This window comes from Pseudomonas fluorescens Q2-87, assembly GCF_000281895.1.
Taxonomy (GTDB): Bacteria; Pseudomonadota; Gammaproteobacteria; order Pseudomonadales; family Pseudomonadaceae; genus Aquipseudomonas; species Aquipseudomonas fluorescens_S.
The window spans coordinates 5,183,548-5,205,255 of record NZ_CM001558.1 but is presented as its reverse complement, the minus strand read 5'-3'; the positions used below and the strand labels follow the sequence as shown (position 1 = coordinate 5,205,255).

Sequence of the window (21,708 nt, the reverse complement as noted above, 5' to 3'; positions counted from 1 at the left end):
CGGCTTCATCTAATGTGAATTCGGAATGCCTTGGAGTATGGCACGCGTTTACGGTTCCGAAGCCACTGTGATTTAACAGATTTGTCCGTTTTCCGCGTAGGAGTTCTGAGGCTGGCTTAGAGCTGAAGCACCAAAGTCTTGAGTGGCGGCTGTTGGTCCAAAGAGGGGAAATCACTGCCGGGTGTCAACACGCTCCATTCGCGTACCGGGCGGCCGGCCTTTTCGGCGCAACGCAACACTTGCTCGCGCCAGTCGTCCATGGAGACTTTTGCCAGGTTGTTGCAGCAGATCAGCACACCGTCCTGCGCCGTGGTGAGCAGTGCCGGCTTGAGCAGGCTCTGATAATCGCGCAGCAGGTCGACAGTGCCGAAAGCGCTCTTGGCCCAGGCTGGCGGATCGAGCAGCACCAAGTCGTATTGGCGTTGCTCCAGACGCACATAGCTGGGCAGTTTTTGCCCGCGTCGCTGGCTGATGGGCAGGCCGGCCAGTTGGCAGATCGCCGGGAAGTAATCCGATTGCACGAACGCCATGGGCGGCAAATCGGGGTTGAGCAGGCCGTTTTCACGACCCACCGCCAGGTTGCCTTCGGCGAAGTCCAGGTTGCACACTTCCCGCGCGCCGCCGGCCGCCGCGCTCAAGCCGACGCCGCAGGTGTAGGCAAACAGATTCAGGACGCTCTTGTTGCGGCTGTGTTGCTTGACCCAGCCGCGAGCGTTGCGCAGGTCAAGAAACAACAGCGGGTCCTGCCCGGCGTGGCGTCCACGTACCCGGTAGTTCAAACCCCATTCATGGCCGACCAGGTCTTGCAGGGCGGCTTCGTCGGCCTGGTAGACGGTGTCCTGGCGGTCGATGCGCGAATTGCCCCGGGCACGGTCGTTGTAGACCAGCAAGGTGTCCAGGCCCAGGCATTCATTGACGATGCCGTGCAGTTGCAACAAGGCCTCGCGCTCCAGCGATTGGTGGAAGCTTTGAACCAGCAGTTGCGGGCCGTAGCGGTCGACGGTCAGGCCGGGCGCGCCTTCCTGGCTACCGTGGAACAGGCGATAGCAGTCGGTGCCTTGCTGGTGCAATTGGCCAAGCAGGTCCTGACGCTGATCGAGGGCGGCGCGCAGCGCCTGATTCAAGGAAGACATGCCGGGCGCGCCTTAGAGAAATGAGGCGCGGGAGTTTAACAGTTATGCAAACCCGGGTTGGGGATTGCATACGCATGTGAAGCCGAGCACCGACCTGTGGCGAGGGAGCTTGCTCCCGCTGGGCTGCGCAGCGGCCCCATCATTTTTGGGAGCGCTACGCACTCCAGCGGGAGCAAGCTCCCTCGCCACGGGTGTATTGCGTTGCCTTTCTAACGATTCAGGCGCTTATCGATCAGCCCCTCCACCACACTTGGATCGGCCAAGGTCGAGGTGTCGCCGAGGCTGTCGAGCTCGTTGCAGGCGATCTTGCGCAGGATGCGCCGCATGATCTTGCCCGAACGGGTCTTGGGCAGCGCCGGAGCCCACTGGATCAGTTCCGGTTTGGCGAAGCTGCCGATTTCCTTGCTGACATGGGCAAGCAGTTCCTTTTTCAACTCATCGTTGGCTTCCACACCGTCCATTGGGGTGACGAAGGCATAGATGCCCTGGCCCTTGAGGTCGTGGGGGTAGCCAACCACTGCCGCTTCGGCGATGTTGTCGTGCAATACCAGGGCGCTTTCCACCTCCGCAGTGCCGATGCGATGCCCGGAGACGTTGATCACATCGTCGATGCGCCCGGTGATCCAGTAATCGCCGTCTTCGTCGCGACGGGCACCATCGCCGGTGAAGTAATAACCGGGGTAGGGCTTGAAGTAGGTGTCGACCATGCGTTGATGATCGCCATAGACGCTGCGAATCTGCGCTGGCCAACTGGACTTGATCGCCAGCACGCCGCTGCCGGCACCGTGGATTTCCTTGCCCACTTCATCCAGCAGTACTGGCTGCACGCCGAACATCGGCCGCGTGGCGCAGCCCGGCTTGAGCCGCGGTGCACTCACCAGCGGGCTGAGCATGATGCCGCCGGTTTCGGTCTGCCACCAAGTATCGACAATCGGGCAGCGCTGTTCGCCAACCACGTTGAAATACCATTCCCACGCCTCCGGGTTGATCGGCTCACCGACACTGCCGAGCAAGCGCAGGCTTTTGCGCGACGTCTCCTGCAACGGTCCGGCCCCTTCGCGCATCAGCGCGCGCAGGGCAGTCGGCGCGGTGTAGAAAATATTGACCTGATGCTTGTCGATGACCTGCCAGAAGCGCGCGCTGCTGGGATGGCTCGGCACCCCTTCGAAAATCAGCGTGGTGGCGCCGTTGGCCAGCGGACCGTAGACGATGTAGCTGTGGCCGGTGACCCAGCCGACGTCGGCGGTACACCAGAACACTTCGTTGTCGCGGTAGTCGAGCACGTACTTGAAGGTCATCGCTGCTTGCAGCAGGTAGCCGCCGGTGGTGTGCAGCACGCCTTTGGGCTTGCCGGTGCTGCCGGAGGTATAGAGGATGAACAGCGGATCCTCGGCATCCATCGGCTCGGGCGAGCAGTCGTCGCTCATCTCGTGCATGGCCTGGTGATACCAGAGGTCACGGCCTTCGACCCAGTTCACTTCGCCTTGGGTGCGCTCGACCACCAGCACGGTGCTGACGTTCGGGCAGCTTTCCAGCGCCTTGTCGACGTTGCGCTTGAGCGGTATGAAGCGCCCGCCGCGCACGCCTTCGTCGGCGGTGATCACGGTGCGGCAATCGGCGTCGAGAATCCGGTCGCGCAGGGAATCCGGCGAGAAGCCGCCGAACACCACCGAATGCACCGCGCCGATCCGGGTACAGGCGAGCATGGCGTAGGCGGCCTCCGGGATCATCGGCATGTAGATGCAGACCCGGTCGCCTTTCTTCACGCCACGGCTTTTCAGCACGTTGGCCAGGCGGCAAACATGGTTGTGCAGTTTTCGGTAAGTGATTTGCGCCGATTCGGCGGGGTTGTCGCCTTCCCAGATAATCGCTATCTGGTCGCCACGGCTGTCCAGGTGGCGGTCGATGCAGTTGGCGCTGACGTTGAGCTTGCCACCGGCGAACCAGCTGGCGTCACCATTCTTGAGGTCATAGCGCTGGACGGTTTGCCAGGGCGTCATCCAGTCGAGAAAGCGCGTGGCCTGCTCGGCCCAGAAGGCGCTGGGGTGTTCGATGGATTCTTTATAGAGCCGCTGGTACTCGTCCTGACTCAGTTGCGCAGCCCGGCGGACGGCATCGGCTTGGGGGTACTGGCTGATATCGAACATGACGGTTCCTTATTCTTGTTCTTGCGACAAGTCATAAAGATGCGCCGAGTAGCCGGAGGGTTCAAGTCATGCACAAACAACTGTGGGAGCGGGCTTGCTCGTGAAGGCGATGTGTCAGTTGACATCAATGTGTCTGACACGCCGCCTTCGCGAGCGATCTCGCTCCCACAGGGGTACGCAGGAGCGAGATGCAATCAGCCGCGATGACGCCCACGGAAGTAGTTGATCAAGCCTTGGGTCGAAGCGTCTTCGGCCAGGCTTTCTTCGCTGCCCACCAGGCGGTTGTAGACGCCCTTGCCCAGCTCTTTGCCCAACTCCACGCCCCATTGGTCAAAGGCATTGATGCCCCACACCACGCTCTGCACGAACACCTTGTGTTCATACAGCGCCACCAGGGCGCCGAGGCGACGGGGGCTGATGCGTTCGACCACCAAGGTGTTGCTCGGACGGTTGCCCGGGATCACTTTGTGGGCGGCCAGTTTCTGTACCTCTTCTTCGCTCGCCCCCTTGTCACGCAGCTCGGCTTCGGCTTCGGCGCGGGTCTTGCCCAGCATCAGCGCCTGGCTCTGGGACAGGCAGTTGGCGTACAGCCACTGGTGGTGGTCGGAGACCGGGTTGAAGCTGACGATCGGCACGATGAAATCAGCTGGGATCAACTGGGTGCCTTGGTGCAGCAACTGATGGTAGGCGTGCTGGCCGTTGGCGCCGACGCCGCCCCATATTACCGGACCCGTGTCGGTGGACACCGGCGTGCCGTCCTGGCGGACGCTTTTGCCGTTGGATTCCATGTCCAGCTGCTGCAAATGCTTGGTGATGTTACGCAGGTAATGGTCATACGGCAGGATCGCGTGGCTTTGCGCGCCCCAGAAGTTGCCGTACCACACGCCCAGCAGGGCCAACAGCACCGGCATGTTCTGTTCGAACGGTGCGCTCTGGAAGTGCTGGTCCATTGAATAGGCGCCGGACAGCAGTTCCTTGAAGTTCGACATGCCGATGGCCAGGGCAATCGGCAGGCCAATGGCCGACCACAGCGAGTAGCGCCCGCCGACCCAATCCCACATCGGGAAGATGTTTTCTTCGCGGATACCAAAGGCCACCGCGGCCGCATTGTTGCTCGATACCGCGATGAAATGGCGATACAGCTCCGCTTCGGAGCCGCCCTGGGCCAGGTACCAGGCGCGCGCGGCCTGGGCATTCTTCAGGGTTTCGAGGGTGTTGAAGGATTTCGACGAGACGATGAACAGCGTGGTCTCGGCGCGCAGCTTCATGGTCAGCTCGTGGAATTCACTGCCGTCGATGTTGGCCAGGTAGTGGCAGCGAACGCCTTTCTGCGCATAGGACAGCAGTGCTTCGGAGACCAGCTCCGGCCCGAGGAAGGAGCCACCGATGCCGATGTTCACCACGTCGGTGATCGGCTTCTCGGTGTAGCCACGCCAAAGGCCGTCGTGGATGCGGCCGACCAGATCAGTGATCTGGTTCAGCACCTTGTGCACGTCCGGCATCACGTTGACGCCGTTGACCTGCAACTTGTCGCCAACCGGGCGACGCAGTGCGGTGTGCAGGGCGGGGCGCTTTTCGGAGGAATTGACGATCTCGCCTTCGAACAGGGCCTTGATTGCGCCCTTGAGGTCGACTTCGTTGGCCAGGTCCACCAGCAGGTCGCGGGTCTGGGCGTTGATCAGGTTTTTCGAGTAGTCGAGAAACAGGCCGCAGCTCGACAAAGTGAATTGGCTGAAACGTTGCGGGTCGGCATTGAACGCTTCGCGCATGCTGAAATCCTGCATGGCTTTGCGGTGGTCATTCAGCGCTTGCCAGGCAGGCAGAGCGGTCACGTCATGAGGGGTTCGGTAATACGCCATCGCTGCGGGTTTCCTTTTTACTTGAACGACCTTTTGTACACGAAATATTCCGGCGCGGCTCGAGACGGGCGTCCGGACGCTGCATCGACACGATCGCCGGACGCAGGGCGACTACAGTAAACCTCGCGTGGCGATCTGTCTTGACTTTGTCAGACCCGTCCCCGGTACTTTTTTATACAGCAGGGGCGGGAGCGGTCCGACAGACGGAGGTGTGATGACAGCTGACGGGTTGAAGGGCTCATGTGGGAGCGGGCTTGCTCGCGAATGCGGTGTGTCTGCGCCACTAATGTTGAACGGGCTGGCCCTTTCCCGAGCAAGCCTGCTCCCACACTGGATCGATGGGGTCAGGCTGGGGTATCGAGATCCAGGTGCAGATTGTCGATCAGGCGCGTCGTTCCCAGGAATGCCGCAGCCAGTATCACCAGGTCGCGGTCCTCGCTCGTGGCCGGGCGCAAGGTCCGGGCCTGGCGAATCTCAAGGTAATCGGGACGCAGGCCGGCGGCTTCCAGGTGCTTGATCTGCTCGGCAACCAACGCCGGGAAATCCCGCTGCCCCTGGCGAATCGCTTCGGCAATCTGGCTCAGGCCGCGATAGACCACGGGTGCGACGGCGCGTTGGTCCGGGCTGAGGAAGCCGTTGCGCGACGACAGCGCCAAGCCGTCCTCGGCACGCACGGTGGGCTCGCCAATGATCTGGATCGGCATGTTCAGGTCATGGACCAAGGCGCGGATGACTGCCAGTTGCTGGAAATCCTTTTGGCCAAACACCGCGATGTCGGGCTGGACCATGTTGAACAGCTTGCTGACCACCGTCGCGACGCCTTCGAAGTGCCCGGGACGGCTGGCACCGCACAGGCCTTCGGACAATTGCGGGACGCTGACCCGGGTCTGTCCGGCCATGCCGTCGGGGTACATCTCTTCGACGTTGGGAGCGAACAGCAGATGGCAGCCGGCCTGGAGCAGTTTCTCCTGGTCGGCCGCCAAGGTGCGAGGATATTTGTCCAGGTCTTCGCCGGCACCGAATTGCAGCGGGTTGACGAAAATGCTCGCCACCACGAAATCGGCTCGTTGTGCAGCCTTGGTCACCAGCGCCACATGCCCGCTGTGCAGGTTGCCCATGGTCGGCACGAAGGCAATGCGCTTGCCTTCGCCGCGGGCTCGGGCCACGGCGGCCCGCAGTTCGCGTACGGTTTTGACGGTGTTCATGCGCTGAATCCGTGTTCGACGCCGGGAAAGGTCACAGCCTTGACTTCGGCCACGTAGGCGCCAAGGGCAGCCTGGATGGTGGTGTGCCCGGCCATGAAATTCTTCACGAACTTGGGCACACGGCCAGTGATCGACAACCCGAGCATGTCGTGCAGTACCAGCACCTGGCCGTCGGTGGCGCTGCCGGCGCCAATCCCGATGACCGGGATCTTCACAGCCTGGGTGATTTCTTCCGCCAGCTCGCTGGGCACGCATTCGAGCAGCAGCATCGCCGCGCCGGCCTGCTCCAACGCTATCGCATCGGCGCGCATCTGCCGTGCCTGGTTTTCATTGCGACCCTGGACCTTGTAGCCACCGAGGATGTTCACCGCTTGTGGCGTCAAGCCCAGGTGCGCACACACTGGAATGCCCCGCTCGGCCAGCAGTCGAATCGAATCGGCCAGCCACAACGCACCTTCGATCTTGACCATGTGCGCGCCGGCTTGCATCAACTGGGCGCTGTTGGTCATGGTTTGTTCGAGGGTGGCGTAGGCCATGAAGGGCAGGTCGGCGAGGATCAGCGCGTCGGTGTTACCGCGCTTAACGGCGGCCACGTGATAGGCCATGTCGGCGGTGGTCACCGGCAGCGTGCTGTCGTGACCTTGCAACACCATGCCGAGGGAATCGCCCACCAACAGCACTTCGATACCGGCCTCGTTGCAGGCGTGGGCGAAGGTTGCGTCATAGCAGGTCAGCATGGCGATTTTCTCACCTTTTTGCTTGAGACCTTGCAGCGTGGTCAGGGTAATAGCTGGCATGAAAAAAGTCCTCATTAGGCGCTCGATACAGGCGCACCCTCTATGCGTGGTGCTTGTAAGGCCCGGATAGCGCCCTTAAACGCCGCGTTGGCGGCTACGGGACGCCTATAGTCGTGAGGAGCTCTCGGGAAGTCAATTGGATGTGTTACCGGCGGGTGTTACCGCGGTGACTGATGCGTTTCAGCCAGGAGGACAGTCCCGCAATGACTGTTCGGTACTGGCACCTGTTGGAGCGAGCTTGCTCGCGATAGCGTCGGATCAGCCAGCATGGATGTTGATGGGCACACCGTTATCGCGAGCAAGCTCGCTCACAAGGAATGGTTTTCGTCAGTGGGAGTGCAGGCGTTCCAGGCCGATAAACGGGCACGCTGCAAGCAGGTCCTTGAGCAGGCGGCCATCGGCCAGGCGCAGGTCGGCGGGGGCCAACTCGGCAAGCGGATACAACACGAAGGCCCGGGCCTGCATATGGTAATGGGGGACTTTGAGGCGGGGCTCGTCGATCAGGCGGTCGCCAAACAGCAGGATGTCCAGGTCGAGGGTGCGCGGGCCCCAGCGCTCCAGGCGCTCGCGACCCTGGCCGGTTTCGATGGCTTGCAGCGCATCGAGCAGCTCCAGCGGCGCCAGGCTGCTGTCCAATGCAGCCACCGCATTGGTATAGCGCGGTTGGCCGGGCAGCAGGGAGTCGCTTTGATAAAACGCCGAGACCCCGGCAAGCCGGGTGCCCGGTAATTGCGCCAGGGCCTGGAGGGCGCTGCGCAATTGTCCGGCGGGTTCGGCCAGGTTGCTGCCCATGCCGATGTAGATGCGTTCCAATCGACTATTCGCCCGAATCGCTCGGCACACCGGCGCGTTTACGCTTGGCGCCGCTGCTGCGACGACGTTTGCGCGGGCCACTGGCGCCGTCTTCCTTGCCGCTGAGGTCACGAATCATGTCGCGGCGCTCGCTCTCGTTGGCGTCCTGGTAATCAGTCCACCATTCGCCCAGGCCATCGGTCTGTTCGCCGGCGCTTTCGCGCAGCAACAGGAAGTCGTAGCCGGCGCGGAAACGCGGATTGTCCAACAGCAGGTCGGCACGTTTGCCGCTACGCCGTGGCAGGCGTTCCTGCATGTCCCAGATCTCTCGGATCGGCATCGTGAAGCGTTTTGGAATCGCGATACGCTGGCACTGTTCGGCGATCAGCTCATGGGCTGCTTCCTGCATCGCCGGGATCGGCGGCATGCCGCGGTCTTGCAGGCGCAGCACGCGGGCGGGCAGGGCAGGCCAGAGCAGGGCGGCAAACAGGAACGCTGGGGTCACCGGCTTGTTCTGCTTGATGCGCAGGTCGGTGTTGGCCAGCGCTTCGCTGATCAGCGTGTGGGTGTAGGTCGGGTTGTGTTCCAAGGCTTCGGCGCTGGCTGGAAACAGCGGATCGAACAGTTGCAGGTCCACCAGCATTTCGAAGGTGTCCGCTGCGTTGCCTGAAAGGAACAGCTTGAGCACTTCCTCGAACAACCGCGCCGAAGGGATTTCGCGCAGCATCGGCGCCAACTCGCGAATCGGCGTGGCGCTGTGTTTTTCGATGCCGAAGTCCAGCTTGGCGGCGAAACGCACGGCCCGCAGCATCCGCACAGGGTCTTCCTGGTACCGCTGCTTGGGATCGCCGATCAGGCGGATCAGCCGATTGCGGATGTCGTGAACACCGTTGGCGTAATCGAGAATGCGCTCGCTGACCGGATCGTAATAGAGGGCGTTGATGGTGAAGTCACGGCGTTGCGCGTCTTCTTCCAGGGTGCCGTAGACGTTGTCGCGCAGGATGCGCCCGCTCTCGTTGCGAGAAGACTGGTTGCTGTCTTCTTCCTCATCGTTTTGCGGGTGATTGGCGCGGAATGTCGCCACTTCAATGATTTCGCGACCGAAGTGGATGTGGACCAGCTTGAAGCGCCGGCCGATGATCCGTGCGTTGCGAAATTCGGCCCGTATCTGTTCCGGCGTGGCGCTGGTGGCGACGTCGAAATCCTTGGGCGTGATGTTGAGCAGCATGTCGCGCACGCAACCGCCGACCAGGTAAGCCTGGTAGCCGGCGCTCTGCAGGCGTTCGACGATGTTCACCGCATAACGGCTGAACTGGGCCTTTTGCAGGGAATGCTGGCCGCTGTTGAGCACTTCAGGCGTGCTGCGAATGTGTTGCGTACGACGCAAGGGAGAACGGAATGACTGGAACAGCTTCTTCAGCATGGGATGCACTGTTTGAAGGAATATTCGGCCAAAAACGAAGAGTGACCGCACGATGGGCCGGGATTCTAGCATTTAGTCGAGGGATGGTGTAGGACGCAGGCGTTTTGAGCTGCAAGCTCAAGCGACAAGCCTTGTAGGCTGCGGAGAAGGCTGAACGACAGAAACCACAAGGGGAGCCGAAGCTCCCCCAGAATTAGTTACGTGCTCTATTTTTATTATTGGTTTCGGGCTTCTTGTTTTTGTTGAGTGCCCGCGTCACGAGGTTTCCCTTCGTGACCCTCCCAATCGGGAGCCAAGAGCAAACGGATTGCTTTGGTCGCTGTGTTGCAGTGATCAATCGATCCAACCAGTTCAGGCACCTGTCTCAAGACAGTTTTATTGTTCTCGGCCTGGTTGTGGGGCAAGCCCCAAATACAACGCCTCTCCAAAAGAATCAGTTAGCTGCGCCTCTCGCCGTCTTGTTTTTATTGTGCGTGAGTCGATTCGTCTTATTTTTATTGTCTTTTGCATTGCTTGTTATTGTTCTTGTACCAAAGCTATAGCAGGGTGCGTGCCAACTTTTGCAAAGCCCAGGAAAAACGGGGGTTCTATGCTTATACCCATTTTTTCGGGGCGAAAAAAAGCCGGGGTTTCGTTACCGTAAACCCCGGCTTCTGTTACGTGAAAAAACTGAGGTAACAGTTTTTTCACATTCCTCGATATCAAGCCTGCCCTCTGTGGGGCAAGCCTGCCCCACTCAGCTTTCGCTGGCTACCCCAGTCTTGCGCCGTGGGATTCCCAGGCGTTGGCGACGTTCCCACAGGCACTTGCGGCTGACACCCAGCTTGCGGGCCAGTTCGGTCTCGGTCATGTGGTCCTGGTGTTCCAGGACGAAATGCTGGAAGTAATCCTCCAAGGACAGGTCCTCGGTGGGCTCATGGCTGGTATTGCTGGCAGCGCCGCCCTGTTGCGGGGCCAAACCGATGAACTCTTCATCGTCCAGGTCGCTCAGTTCGATGTCGATGCCCAGCAGATCAGCGGAAATTTCCGGGCTCTCACAGAGGATCACCGCACGCTCGACGGCATTTTCCAGTTCTCGGACGTTACCCGGCCAGGCGTAATGACGAATGGCCTGCTCGGCGTCCGGGGCGAACTTCAGATCGGTGCGGTTGACCCGCGCGCTCTGCCGGGCAAGGAAAGCCTGGGCGATTTCATTGACGTCCGCGCCACGCTCGCGCAGGGCCGGCAGTTTCAAGGCAATCACGTGCAGGCGGTAGTACAAGTCTTCGCGGAACTGGCCGATTTTCGCCAGGCTCTTGAGGTCCCGGTGAGTGGCCGCGATCAGGCGTACATCGACCTTCTGCGATTGCACCGACCCGACTCGGCGGATTTCGCCCTCCTGAAGCACCCGCAGCAAGCGCGCCTGGGCTTCGAGGGGCAGTTCGCCGATTTCATCGAGGAACAGCGTGCCACCATCGGCAGCTTCTACCAGGCCGGCACGCCCGGCACTGGCACCGGTGAACGCGCCTTTCTCGTGGCCGAACAGTTCGGATTCGATCAGGCTTTCCGGAATCGCCGCGCAGTTCACCGAGATCATCGGCGCCTTGGCCCGGCGCGACAGGTTATGCAGGGCGCGAGCCACCAGCTCCTTGCCGGTACCGGACTCGCCCTGGATCAGGACGTTGGAATCGGTCGGTGCGACTTTGCGGATCTTGCTGTACAGGTCCTGCATGGGCGGGCAGGAACCAATGATGCCGATTTCGCCGTTACTGTTGCTGGCACCGGCTTTGGCGGAAGTGCTGGCCTTGCCGACCGGCTCCGACGGGCTGCTGGTCGCCGCTTGTCGGTCGCGCAGGATGCGGGCCACGGCCTGGAGCATCTCGTCGTGATCGAACGGTTTGGCGATGTAGTCCACCGCGCCCATTTTCATGGAGTCCACTGCCGAGCGCAGGCTGGCATAGCTGGTCATGATCAGCACCGGCGTGCCCTGGCCGAGCTTGATCAGCTCGGTGCCGGGAGCGCCAGGCAGGCGCAGGTCGCTGACGATCAGGTCAAATGTCGGGATGCTGAAACGCTCTTGTGCTTCCTGCACTGAACCGGCTTCGCTGACCTGGTACTGGTTGCGTTCCAGCAGGCGGCGCAAGGCGGAGCGGATAATTGTTTCGTCTTCGACGATCAAAATGTGCGGCATTGATTCGATTCTCTCGACGGTCTCAGTTCACAGCGGACGTCGCTTCGACATGACGCGGCAAGGTCACCCGGATACGGGTACCGCGTTGGCTCTGTACATCAGCCGGGCTGTCGATGGTGATTTGTCCATAATGCTCTTCAACGATGGAATAGACCAGTGCGAGGCCCAGACCGGTGCCCTCGCCAGGATCCTTGGTGGTGAAGAAGGGTTCGAACAATCGGTCCATGATGTTCTGTGGGATACCGCTGCCTTCGTCCTCGACGATCAGGTCGACCGTGTGTTCGAAAGCTTCGCTCTTGACCCGCACCGCGCTGCCGGCCGGTGAGGCGTCGCGCGCGTTGGACAGCAGGTTGATCAATACCTGGGCGAGCCGCTGGGGATCGCCGTCGACCCAGTGGTCCGGATCGCACAGGTTGAACAATTGCACTTCGAAGTTGCGCCGGTTGAGGGCCAGCAGGCCAATGGCATCCTGGGCCACTTCCGCCAGGCAGACGGGCTCGTCATTGTGCTGGTGACCGCCGGCATGGGCGAAGCTCATCAGCGACTGGACGATGCGCGACACACGCTTGGTCTGCTCCAGGATCTGGCCGCTGATTTCCGTCAGCTCGCTGTCGTCCTCGCGCTCTTCGCGCAGGTTCTGCGCCAGGCACGCAATACCAGTGATCGGGTTGCCGATCTCGTGAGCCACCCCGGCGGCCAGTCGGCCAATGCTGGCCAGTCGCTCGGAATGGACCAGTTTGTCTTCGAGCATCTGCGTGTCGGTCAGGTCTTCCACCAGCAGCACCAGGCCGCTGTTACCCGGTGCGAGCGGCTCGTCGATGGCGGCCTTGTGCAGGTTCAGCCAGCGGGTCTGGCCGTCCAGCGCCAGGTGCTGTTTGTGCAAGTGTTCGTCCGGCAGATCGATGAAGCCTTGGAGCAAGCCTTTCCAGGGCTCGCCCAGGGTGCTCAGGCGTGAGCCGACCACGCGCTGGGCGGCGATCCCGGTGAGTTCTTCCATGGCCTTGTTCCACATGAGGATTTCCTGGTCCTTGGCCAGGGAGCACACGCCCATCGGCAGTTCCTGCAGGGTCTGGCGATGGTAACGACGCAGGGCGTCCAGCTCGGCTGCCAGGCCGGTGAGGCGCGAGTGGTAGTCCTCGAGGCGGCTTTCGATGAAATGGATGTCTTCGGTGACATAGTTTTCGCCGCCGGCCTTGTACGGCAGGAACGTCTCGACCATGTCCTGGGCCACGCTCGGGCCCATCAGGCCGGAGAGGTTGGCTTCGATCCGGTCCCGCAGGCGGCGCAAGGCGTACGGGCGGCGTTCATCGAACGGCAGGTAGAGGTCGCGCAGGGCCTGTTCAACTTCCTTCTGCGCTGCCTTGGCGCCCAGGGGCTTGGCCAGTTGCGTGGCGAATTCCTGGGGGGAGGCGGCGTGCAGCTCGCGGCGCTGCGGCCGGCGGACGTTGTCCACCGCGCAGGCTTCGGCGGCGCTGGCCTCTTCGCTGCTGGCGTTGGTGAACAGTGAAATCAGGGTGAACATCAGCACGTTCGCCGCCAGGGAGGCGATGGCTGCCATGTGCCAACTGGTGTCGTCGAGCACGTAGATCATGTTCAACAGCGGAATATAGAAGCCCTGCAGGTTGCCCAGCAGGGGCAACAACATCGCGACCAGCCACACGAGGATCCCGGCCAGCAACCCGGCGATGAAGCCGCGGCGGTTGGCGGTCGGCCAATAGAGGACCGACAGCACGCCCGGCAGGAACTGCAACGTGGCGACGAACGCGACGATGCCCAGGTTGGCCAGGTCCTGGCCATCACCGAGCATCAGGTAGAAACCGTAGCCGGCCATGATGATTGCGACAATTAACGCCCGACGCGTCCATTTCAGCCAGCGGTAGATGTTGCCTTCAGCCGGTGGCTGATAAAGCGGCAGCACCAGGTGGTTGAGGGCCATCCCCGACAGCGCCAGGGTGGTGACGATAATCAGGCCGCTGGCCGCCGACAGGCCGCCAACGTACGCCAGCAACGCCAAGGCCTTGTTGTTGGCGGCGATGCCGATGCCGAGGGTGAAATATTCCGGATTGGTACTGGCCCCCAGCTTCAAGCCAGCCCACAGGATCAGCGGCACCGCCAGGCTCATCAGCAGCAGGAACAACGGCAGGCCCCAACTGGCGCTCACCAGCGAGCGCGGGTTGAGGTTTTCGGTAAACGTCATGTGGTACATGTGTGGCATGACGATCGCCGATGCAAAGAACACCAGCAGCAACGTCCGCCACGGGCCTTCCTGCAAAGGGGTATGCAAGGCGGCGAGGGCGGTCTGGTTCTGCAGCAGCCACACTTCCAGTTGTTGCGGGCCATCGAACACGCCGTACAAGGCATAGAGGCCGACGCCGCCGATGGCGATCAGTTTGATCACCGATTCGAAAGCGATAGCGAACACCAGGCCTTCATGTTTTTCCCGCGTGGCGATATGCCGGGAGCCGAAGAAAATCGTGAACAGGATGATCAGCGCGCAGAAACTCAGGGCAACCCGATGTTGCACCGGTTCGCGCGTCAGGATGCTGATGGAGTCGGCCACGGCCTGGATTTGCAGGGCCAGCAGCGGCAGAACGCCAACCAGCATGAAAATCGTCGTCAGTGCGCCGGCCCAGGTGCTGCGAAACCGAAAGGCGAACAGGTCGGCCAGGGAGGACAACTGGTAGGTGCGGGTGATTTTCAGGATCGGGTAGAGCAACACCGGCGCCAGCAGGAATGCCCCCGACACACCGAGGTAGCTGGACAAGAAACCATAGCCATACTGGTAGGCCAGCCCCACCGTGCCATAAAACGCCCAGGCGCTGGCATAGACGCCCAGCGACAGAGTGTAGGTCAGTGGGTGGCGGATGATCGCCCGGGGGATCATGCCCCGTTCGCTGATCCAGGCCACGCTGAACAGCACCGCAAGGTAGGCGGCGCTGATCAGGATCATCTGGGTCAGGCTAAAGCTCATCGGCATCTTTTTGGCTCTGCAGGATGAAGGTCACGACAATCAGGATCAGCCAGAGTAGATACGGCCGATACCAGGCACCCGTGGCGTCGATCCACCAGTCCATGATGGCCGGGGAGAACAGATAGATCCCCACTACCAGGAGCAGGACCAAGCGATAGATGTACATCCCAGCCTCTCCTCTTTATGTGCGTGCCCGAAAACGTGCGGCGATGGTAACGGATGGGCGCCAAGCTGCAAGGGCCGTCAACGTATTTGCGCTTCGGGGATGCTCAGTGTGCGCGGGATCCGGCCTGCGTCCCAGTGGCGAATGCCCCAGGCCAGCAGTTCCCGAGGGCTGGCATCGGCCAGTTCGGCGCCCGCCGGCTGGCCCAGCGCGCGCAGTGCCCGCAACAGCAGCGGCGTGGCCTGATTGGCTGCCAAGGGTGGCGAGCGATAGGATTTTCCGAGCTTGTGTCCGTCCGGCTGGGTGATCAGCGGCACGTGCAAATAGCGTGGCTGTGGCAGTCCGAGCAACTCTTGCAGGTACAACTGGCGCGGCGTGGAATCCAGCAGGTCGGCGCCGCGCACGATATCGGTCACGCCTTGCCAGGCGTCGTCCAGCACCACGGCCAATTGATAGGCGTAGAGCCCGTCGCGCCGGCGAATGACGAAATCCCCGACCTCGCGGCCCAGGTGCTGGCGGAACTCGCCCTGGACCCGGTCGGTGAAGTGATACTCAAGCTCAGGGACGCGCACACGGATAGCAGCGTTTTCGGTGCCGTGGCCGGCGTTGCGGCACAGTCCCGGATAAACGCCCTGATGTTGCTCCAATTGTTTGCGCGAACAGGTGCAGGCGTAGGCCAGGCCTTGGCTGAACAAGCGCTGGATGACCAGATCGTAGGCTTCGTGCCGGTCGCTCTGGCGAACCATCTCGCCGTCCCATTCGAACCCGTAGCTTTCCAGTGCCTTCAGGATCGCCGCTTGTGCGCCCGGTTCTTCCCGGGGCGGGTCGAGGTCTTCCATGCGCAACAACCAGCGCCCACCCACGGCGCGGGCATCGAGGTACGAGGCCAGGGCGGCGACCAGCGAGCCGAAGTGCAGGTGGCCGCTCGGGGTGGGGGCGAAGCGGCCAATGTAGGCGGTGGTGGCAGTCATAGGCGAATGTTACTGGGTCTGGTCAGGCAGGAACACATGCCTTGCGATCACGATGTCCCTTGTGGGAGCGGGCTTGCTCGCGAAGGCGGTGTGTCAGTTTCGATATAGCTGAATGATCTATCGTCTTCGCGAGCAAGCCCTCTCCCACAGGGTTTCGTCGGATCTGGGAAAGCTTCAGCAATAAAAAAACGGAGCGTGCGAACGCTCCGTTTTCGGTTACAGCCCGTGCAATTACTTGCCGACCTGTTTTTCCTTGATTTCCGCCAGGGTCTTGCAATCGATGCACAGGTCGGCGGTCGGTCGGGCTTCCAGGCGACGAATACCGATCTCGATGCCGCAGGACTCGCACCAGCCGTATTCTTCGTCTTCGATCAGTTGCAGGGTCTTGTCGATTTTCTTGATCAGCTTGCGCTCACGATCACGGGCGCGCAGTTCGAGGCTGAACTCTTCTTCCTGGCTGGCACGGTCGGCCGGGTCAGGGAAGTTGGCCGCTTCGTCTTTCATGTGATCCACGGTGCGGTCGACTTCCTGCATCAAGTCCTGTTTCCACTTGTTCAGGATCTTGGTGAAGTGCGCGCGCATGGGGGCGCCCATGTACTCTTCGCCGGCTTGCGGGACGTAAGGCTCAAACCCGCTGAGCGTCTGATTTTGATTCTGCTTTGCTTGGGTGGGCATGAATGGACCGCCTCTACTCTTGTAATCCACTACGCAGGATTGCTCCATCACCGACACCTGCCGGCCCTGCGGCTGCAAGCGGGCGAACTTACCAGATCAAATCGGGCCGCGCTACTCCCGGTTGTCGAGCCTGCGGCCACCGGGGCTTTGTAAGGCGTGGTCGGGTTCGGTCCGGTGCAGAGTCAATCCTGCTCAATGCTTGATTCTAGTCAAGCCTGGGCCGATCGCCGAAGACATTTCCAGCGATCCACGGGCTCAGACCGCTTCAGGTTCTCGCTCGTTCCCGTACGTGTCTCGAGTTGGGTAGAATCGGTTCTTTTTTACCTGAAGGAAGGCTAATGGCTCAGCCATACAGTGCGCGCAGTCGCGCCATCGAACCTTTCCATGTGATGGCGCTACTGGCCCGTGCCAATGAATTGCAGGCCGCTGGGCACGACGTCATCCATCTGGAAATCGGCGAGCCGGATTTCACCACCGCCGAGCCGATCATCCAGGCCGGCCAGGCGGCACTGGCGGCGGGCAAGACCCGTTACACCGCGGCCCGTGGCATTCCCGAGCTGCGTGAAGCCATCGCCGGTTTCTACCAGCAGCGCTACGGGGTGGACATCGACCCCCGGCGCATCCTGGTGACCCCGGGTGGGTCCGGCGCGTTGCTGCTGACCAGCGCCTTGCTGGTGGACCCGGGCAAGCATTGGCTGCTGGCCGACCCCGGTTACCCGTGCAATCGCCATTTCTTGCGGCTGGTGGAGGGCGCCGCGCAATTGGTGCCGGTGGGCCCGGACGTGCGTTACCAACTGACGCCGGACCTGGTGAACCGTTATTGGGACCAGGACAGCGTCGGCGCGGTGGTCGCCTCGCCGGCCAACCCTACCGGTACGATCCTCTCCCGCGACGAGCTGGCGGGGTTGTCGAAGGCGATCAAGGGGCACAACGGCCATTTGGTGGTCGACGAGATCTATCACGGCCTGACCTACGGCACCGACGCCGCCAGCGTGCTGGAGGTCGACGACGATGCTTTTGTCTTGAACAGTTTTTCCAAGTATTTCGGCATGACCGGCTGGCGGCTTGGCTGGTTGGTGGCGCCTTCGGCCGCTGTGAGCGAGCTGGAAAAGCTCGCGCAGAACCTCTACATCAGCGCGCCAAGCATGGCCCAGTATGCGGCCCTGGCCTGTTTCGAACCGGCCACCATCGAAATCTTCGAACAGCGTCGGGCCGAGTTCGCGCTGCGTCGCGACTTCCTCCTGCCGGCCCTGCGTGAGTTGGGCTTCGGCATTGCGGTGGAGCCGGAAGGGGCGTTTTACCTGTATGCCGATATCAGCGCGTTCGGCGGCGATGCCTTCGGGTTCTGCCAGCACTTCCTCGAAACCGAGCACGTGGCCTTTACCCCAGGCTTGGATTTCGGCCGCCATCAGGCCGGCCACCATGTGCGTTTTGCCTATACGCAGAGCCTGCCGCGGCTTCAGGAAGCGGTAGAGCGAATCGCACGTGGGCTGCGGAGCTGGCAAGGCTGATGTTTTTTTCCCCTGCGTTGGAAGAAGGTCGCCTGATTCGCCGTTACAAGCGTTTTCTCGCCGATATCGAGACCGTTCATGGCGAACTGCTGACTATTCACTGTCCGAACACCGGCTCGATGCTCAATTGCATGGCGCCGGGCGCGCGTGTCTGGTTCAGTCGTTCCAGCGACCCCAAGCGCAAGCTGCCCGGTACGTGGGAAATCGGCGAGACCCCACAGGGACGGCTAGCCTGCATCAATACGGCGCGGGCCAACGCCTTGGTCGAAGAAGCCCTGCGCGCCGGGGTCATCAGCGAGTTGAACGGGTTTACCGGACTCAAGCGCGAAGTGGCTTATGGACAGGAGAACAGCCGTATCGATTTCAGGCTGGACTATGAAAACCGCTCGGCCTGGGTTGAAGTCAAAAGCGTCACATTGGGTTTCGATGGCACGAATGTGGCGGCATTTCCCGATGCGGTGACCGTACGGGGGGCCAAGCATCTGCGCGAGCTCGCCTGTCTGGCCCGGGAGGGCGTGCGGGCGGTGCAGCTGTATTGCGTGAACCTGAGTGGTATCGAAGCCGTGCGACCGGCGCAGGAAATCGACCCGGTGTACGCCGCTGCCCTGCGTGATGCGGTGACGGCAGGGGTCGAGGTGCTGGCCTATGGAGTTACGCTGACGCCCGAGCAGATGTGGGTGGACCGTGCGTTGCCAGTACTGCTCGAACCGCTACAGATCGACCCAGATGCCTTGCTTGTCCTCCCGGCTGTCTAGCGCGCCCAGGAACTGACCGGCGCAGGGGCCGGCCACGCATTCACCGCTCTCGATCAGAAACAGCGCGCCGTGAGTGGCGCATTGGATCAGGCTCGCGCTGGCATCGAGAAACTGATCGGGTTGCCATTCCAGCGGCACACCACGGTGCGGGCAGCGGTTGAGATAGACATACACCTGGCCGGCACGCCGCACGGCCAGCACCTTGCGGCCATCGAGTTCGAAACCGCGACTGGCGTTGTCGGGCAGTTCGGCGGTGGTACAAAGAAACTTCATGTGTGTCTCTATATAGCGGTCTGAATGAAGCCCTTCAGGGATTCATGTGGCAATAGATCCCTGCTTGACGGTCAAATGAAAACAATTATCAAATGGCGCTTCCTTCGCAGGTGGCTGAGGATACTTTGCCCTGGCCGATCCGGCGAAAAACTTCTTTGAGGAAGCTGGCTGATGCGCTTGAACATCCGCGTTGTTGCGCTCTGTGTCGCACTGTTGGTCTGTCAGGGGGCCACCGCGGCCGACTTGCCGCAGCGTTGGGTCAGCGCCGGTGGCGCCTTGTCGGAGTGGATCAGTGCATTGGGGGGCGAGTCGAAACTGGTCGGCGTGGACACCACGAGCCAGCATCCCGAATCCTTGCGCACCCTGCCCAGCGTCGGTTATCAGCGACAATTATCCGCAGAAGGCGTGTTGAGCCTGCGTCCGCAGATCCTGGTGGGCACCGAGGAAATGGGGCCGCCACCCGTGCTGGCGCAGATTCGCAGCGCCGGTGTTCAGGTCGAACTGTTCTCGGCCACGCCGGACCTGCCGACCCTGCAAGGCAATTTGCATCACTTGGGTCAACTGCTGGGGGCCGAGGCGGAGGCGCAGCAGATGTTTGACAGTTACCAAAAACAACTCGCCCAGCAAAACGTCCGGGTGACCGAGGCCCAGCGCAAACAGGAGGCTCCAGGCGTATTGCTGCTGGTGGGCAGTTCCGGCGGCAAGCCACTGGTCGCTGGCAAGGGCACTTCCGCCGATTGGCTGTTGCAGCAGGCCGGTGGCCGCAACCTGGCGACCCATAGCGGCTATAAGCCCTTTTCCGTCGAAGCGTTGGCCGGCCTGGATCCCCAAGTATTGGTCTTTGCCGACCGTGCCCTGAGCGGTGAGCAAGCGCGCGCGGCGTTGTTCAAGGAAAACCCGATCCTGTCCTCGACCCGCGCCGCCAAGGACGGGCGGGTCATTGAACTGGACCCGACGCTGCTGGTAGGCGGACTGGGGCCGCGGTTACCGCAGAGCCTGGTGAAACTGACGGCAGGCTTCTATCCGGCCGCGTTGGCCATGGCGCCATGACCTCATTGGTCAAACCGCGCACCTTGTTCATCGGCCTGGGCCTGCTGTGTCTGCTGGCGACGTGGCTGTCCCTGGCGCTGGGGCCGGTGAGCTTGCCGCTGCTGGACACCCTGTGCGCCGCGTTGCGCCTGTTGGGCTTGCCGGTGGCCGCCGATGGTCTGGAGCAAGCCGACCTGATCGTTGGCCAGATCCGTTTGCCACGCACCTTGCTGGGCTTGGCGGTGGGCGGGGTGTTGGCGCTGTCCGGCGTGGCAATGCAGGGGCTGTTTCGCAACCCGTTGGCAGACCCGGGGCTGGTGGGCGTGTCCAGCGGCGCGGCACTGGGCGCGGCGTTTGCGATCGTGGGCGGTTCGGCACTGGGCGGTCTGCCCGACGCGGTCGGTCCCTATGTATTGTCGTTATGTGCGTTTCTCGGTGGTCTTGGGGTCACGGCGCTGGTCTACCGTCTCGGTCGACGTAATGGCCAGACCCACGTCGCGACCATGCTCCTGGCCGGTATCGCCCTGACTGCACTGTCCGGTTCGGCAGTGGGCCTGTTCACCTACCTGGCGGATGACGCGACCCTGCGCACCCTGACGTTCTGGAATCTTGGCAGTCTCAACGGTGCCAGCTATGCGCGGTTGTGGCCGCTGTTGCTGGTCAGCGCCGGCGTGGCGCTGTGGTTGCCGCGTCGGGCCCGGGCGCTCAACGCGCTGTTGCTGGGTGAGTCCGAGGCCGCCCACCTGGGCATTGACGTCGAACGGCTCAAGCGTGAATTGGTGTTCTGCACAGCCTTGGGCGTTGGGGCGGCGGTGGCGGCGGCCGGCATGATCGGTTTCGTCGGGTTGGTGGTGCCGCATCTGGTGCGACTGATGGCCGGTCCCGATCATCGCGTGTTGCTGCCGGCCTCCGTGCTGGCGGGGGCTAGCCTGTTGCTGTTCGCTGACCTGGTGGCACGCCTCGCGCTGGCTCCGGCGGAATTGCCGATTGGCATCGTCACGGCCTTCATCGGCGCGCCGTTCTTCCTCTACTTGTTGCTGCGAGGACGCACCTGATGTTGCGAGCGCAGAACCTGCACATCCACCGGGGCCGGAAAACCGTGTTGGCGGACATCGATCTGGCGCTCAGTCCCGGCGAAGTGCTCGGGGTGCTCGGTCCCAACGGTGCCGGTAAAAGTACTCTGCTGGGGGGCCTGTGCGGGCAAATGCCCGCGGCCCAGGGACAGGTCTGGCTCGATGACCGACCACTGGCGCAATGGGACGCTGCCGAGCGCGCCCGTCGCCTGGCGGTCTTGCCACAATCGTCGACGCTGGATTTTGCCTTCCGTGTCGAGGAGGTCGTCGGCATGGGCCGCCTGCCTCACCACAGTGGCCGTGTGCGCGACGAGCAAATCGTCGCTGCCGCGCTGCAAGCCGCCGATGCGGCGCATCTGCACGGGCGCAGCTACTTGGCGTTGTCCGGCGGTGAACGCCAGCGGGTGCACCTTGCCCGGGTGCTGGCGCAGTTGTGGCCGGGTGAGGCGGGGCAGACCTTGCTGTTGGACGAGCCGACGTCGATGCTCGATCCGCTGCATCAACACACTATTTTGCAGGCGGTGCGCGAGTTTGCGGATCGTGGCGCTGCGGTGCTGGTCATCCTGCATGACCTGAACCTGGCGGCGCGTTACTGTGATCGCCTGTTGCTGCTCGCATCCGGTCGGCCGGTGGCCCTGGACACGCCTCGGCACGTGCTGCGCCCGGAGCCGCTCAAGGCGGTGTTTGGCCTCGACGTGCTGGTGCAAGACCATCCGGAGCGCGGGCATCCATTGATCATTGCCCGCTGAGGGTTTCGTGAG

Annotated in this window: 18 protein-coding genes; 5 read left to right on the top strand and 13 right to left on the bottom strand. The window is 62.2% G+C overall.

The features are described 5' to 3' along the window. Positions 1-116 precede the first annotated feature (116 nt). From PFLQ2_RS04915 to dksA, 12 genes are all read right to left on the bottom strand, one after another. The gene (locus PFLQ2_RS04915; protein WP_003185514.1) at positions 117-1,133 is read right to left on the bottom strand and encodes a class I SAM-dependent rRNA methyltransferase; all 1,017 of its coding nucleotides are present in this window, start codon (positions 1,131-1,133) and stop codon (positions 117-119) included. A gap of 209 nt (positions 1,134-1,342) precedes the next feature. Beyond that, positions 1,343-3,280: an acetate--CoA ligase gene (gene acs, locus PFLQ2_RS04920; protein ID WP_003185512.1), complete on the bottom strand. Its 1,938-nt coding sequence runs from the start codon at positions 3,278-3,280 to the stop codon at positions 1,343-1,345. A 194-nt stretch (positions 3,281-3,474) separates the two neighbouring features. Next, the gene (pgi, locus tag PFLQ2_RS04925; protein ID WP_003185510.1) at positions 3,475-5,139 is read right to left on the bottom strand and encodes a glucose-6-phosphate isomerase; all 1,665 of its coding nucleotides are present in this window, start codon (positions 5,137-5,139) and stop codon (positions 3,475-3,477) included. Between the two features lie 344 nt (positions 5,140-5,483). Further along, positions 5,484-6,344, bottom strand: a complete 861-nt coding sequence (gene panC / locus PFLQ2_RS04930) for a pantoate--beta-alanine ligase (protein WP_003185508.1) — start codon at positions 6,342-6,344, stop codon at positions 5,484-5,486. Then, positions 6,341-7,141 carry a 3-methyl-2-oxobutanoate hydroxymethyltransferase gene (gene panB / locus PFLQ2_RS04935; protein WP_003185506.1) on the bottom strand — a complete coding sequence of 267 codons (801 nt, stop codon included), beginning with the start codon at positions 7,139-7,141 and terminating at the stop codon, positions 6,341-6,343. Before panB ends, panC begins: the two co-directional genes overlap by 4 nt. Positions 7,142-7,468: 327 nt before the next feature. Next, entirely contained in the window at positions 7,469-7,954 is a 486-nt protein-coding gene (folK, locus tag PFLQ2_RS04940; RefSeq protein WP_003185504.1) for a 2-amino-4-hydroxy-6-hydroxymethyldihydropteridine diphosphokinase, read from the bottom strand. Between the two features lie 4 nt (positions 7,955-7,958). Then, the gene (locus PFLQ2_RS04945) at positions 7,959-9,356 is read right to left on the bottom strand and encodes a polynucleotide adenylyltransferase PcnB (RefSeq protein WP_003185502.1); all 1,398 of its coding nucleotides are present in this window, start codon (positions 9,354-9,356) and stop codon (positions 7,959-7,961) included. Positions 9,357-10,092: 736 nt separating this feature from the next. Beyond that, entirely contained in the window at positions 10,093-11,526 is a 1,434-nt protein-coding gene (locus PFLQ2_RS04950; RefSeq protein WP_003185500.1) for a sigma-54-dependent transcriptional regulator, read from the bottom strand. 22 nt (positions 11,527-11,548) lie between these two features. Beyond that, positions 11,549-14,503: a sensor histidine kinase gene (locus tag PFLQ2_RS04955; protein WP_003185498.1), complete on the bottom strand. Its 2,955-nt coding sequence runs from the start codon at positions 14,501-14,503 to the stop codon at positions 11,549-11,551. Further along, positions 14,487-14,663 carry a hypothetical protein gene (locus PFLQ2_RS04960; RefSeq protein ID WP_003176118.1) on the bottom strand — a complete coding sequence of 59 codons (177 nt, stop codon included), beginning with the start codon at positions 14,661-14,663 and terminating at the stop codon, positions 14,487-14,489. The genes PFLQ2_RS04955 and PFLQ2_RS04960 overlap by 17 nt, the downstream gene beginning before the upstream one ends. 77 nt (positions 14,664-14,740) lie before the next feature. After that, positions 14,741-15,631 (bottom strand): tRNA glutamyl-Q(34) synthetase GluQRS, encoded by an 891-nt coding sequence (gene gluQRS, locus PFLQ2_RS04965; protein WP_003185496.1) that lies wholly within the window; start codon positions 15,629-15,631, stop codon positions 14,741-14,743. 231 nt (positions 15,632-15,862) lie between these two features. After that, the gene (gene dksA, locus PFLQ2_RS04970) at positions 15,863-16,306 is read right to left on the bottom strand and encodes an RNA polymerase-binding protein DksA (RefSeq protein WP_003185494.1); all 444 of its coding nucleotides are present in this window, start codon (positions 16,304-16,306) and stop codon (positions 15,863-15,865) included. 338 nt (positions 16,307-16,644) lie between these two features. Here dksA and PFLQ2_RS04975 point away from each other — a divergent pair, with 338 nt between their 5' ends. Beyond that, complete coding sequence (locus PFLQ2_RS04975) at positions 16,645-17,817, top strand: pyridoxal phosphate-dependent aminotransferase (RefSeq protein WP_003185492.1); 1,173 nt, start codon at positions 16,645-16,647, stop codon at positions 17,815-17,817. After that, the gene (sfsA, locus tag PFLQ2_RS04980; protein WP_003185490.1) at positions 17,817-18,572 is read left to right on the top strand and encodes a DNA/RNA nuclease SfsA; all 756 of its coding nucleotides are present in this window, start codon (positions 17,817-17,819) and stop codon (positions 18,570-18,572) included. Before PFLQ2_RS04975 ends, sfsA begins: the two co-directional genes overlap by 1 nt. On the opposite strand, the gene PFLQ2_RS04985 is transcribed toward sfsA, so the two are convergent. Further along, the gene (locus PFLQ2_RS04985) at positions 18,528-18,845 is read right to left on the bottom strand and encodes a Rieske (2Fe-2S) protein (RefSeq protein WP_003185488.1); all 318 of its coding nucleotides are present in this window, start codon (positions 18,843-18,845) and stop codon (positions 18,528-18,530) included. The genes sfsA and PFLQ2_RS04985 overlap by 45 nt on opposite strands. Positions 18,846-19,016: 171 nt before the next feature. Between PFLQ2_RS04985 and PFLQ2_RS04990 the strand changes: the two genes are divergently transcribed. The 3 genes from PFLQ2_RS04990 to PFLQ2_RS05000 are packed head-to-tail and all read left to right on the top strand — an operon-like array spanning position 19,017 to position 21,696. Beyond that, complete coding sequence (locus PFLQ2_RS04990; RefSeq protein ID WP_003185486.1) at positions 19,017-19,895, top strand: heme/hemin ABC transporter substrate-binding protein; 879 nt, start codon at positions 19,017-19,019, stop codon at positions 19,893-19,895. Between the two features lie 50 nt (positions 19,896-19,945). Continuing rightward, on the top strand, positions 19,946-20,929 hold the full coding sequence (locus PFLQ2_RS04995) for a FecCD family ABC transporter permease (RefSeq protein ID WP_192814270.1): 984 nt from the start codon (positions 19,946-19,948) through the stop codon (positions 20,927-20,929). Continuing rightward, positions 20,929-21,696: a heme ABC transporter ATP-binding protein gene (locus PFLQ2_RS05000; protein ID WP_003185482.1), complete on the top strand. Its 768-nt coding sequence runs from the start codon at positions 20,929-20,931 to the stop codon at positions 21,694-21,696. Before PFLQ2_RS04995 ends, PFLQ2_RS05000 begins: the two co-directional genes overlap by 1 nt. Positions 21,697-21,708: the final 12 nt, after the last annotated feature.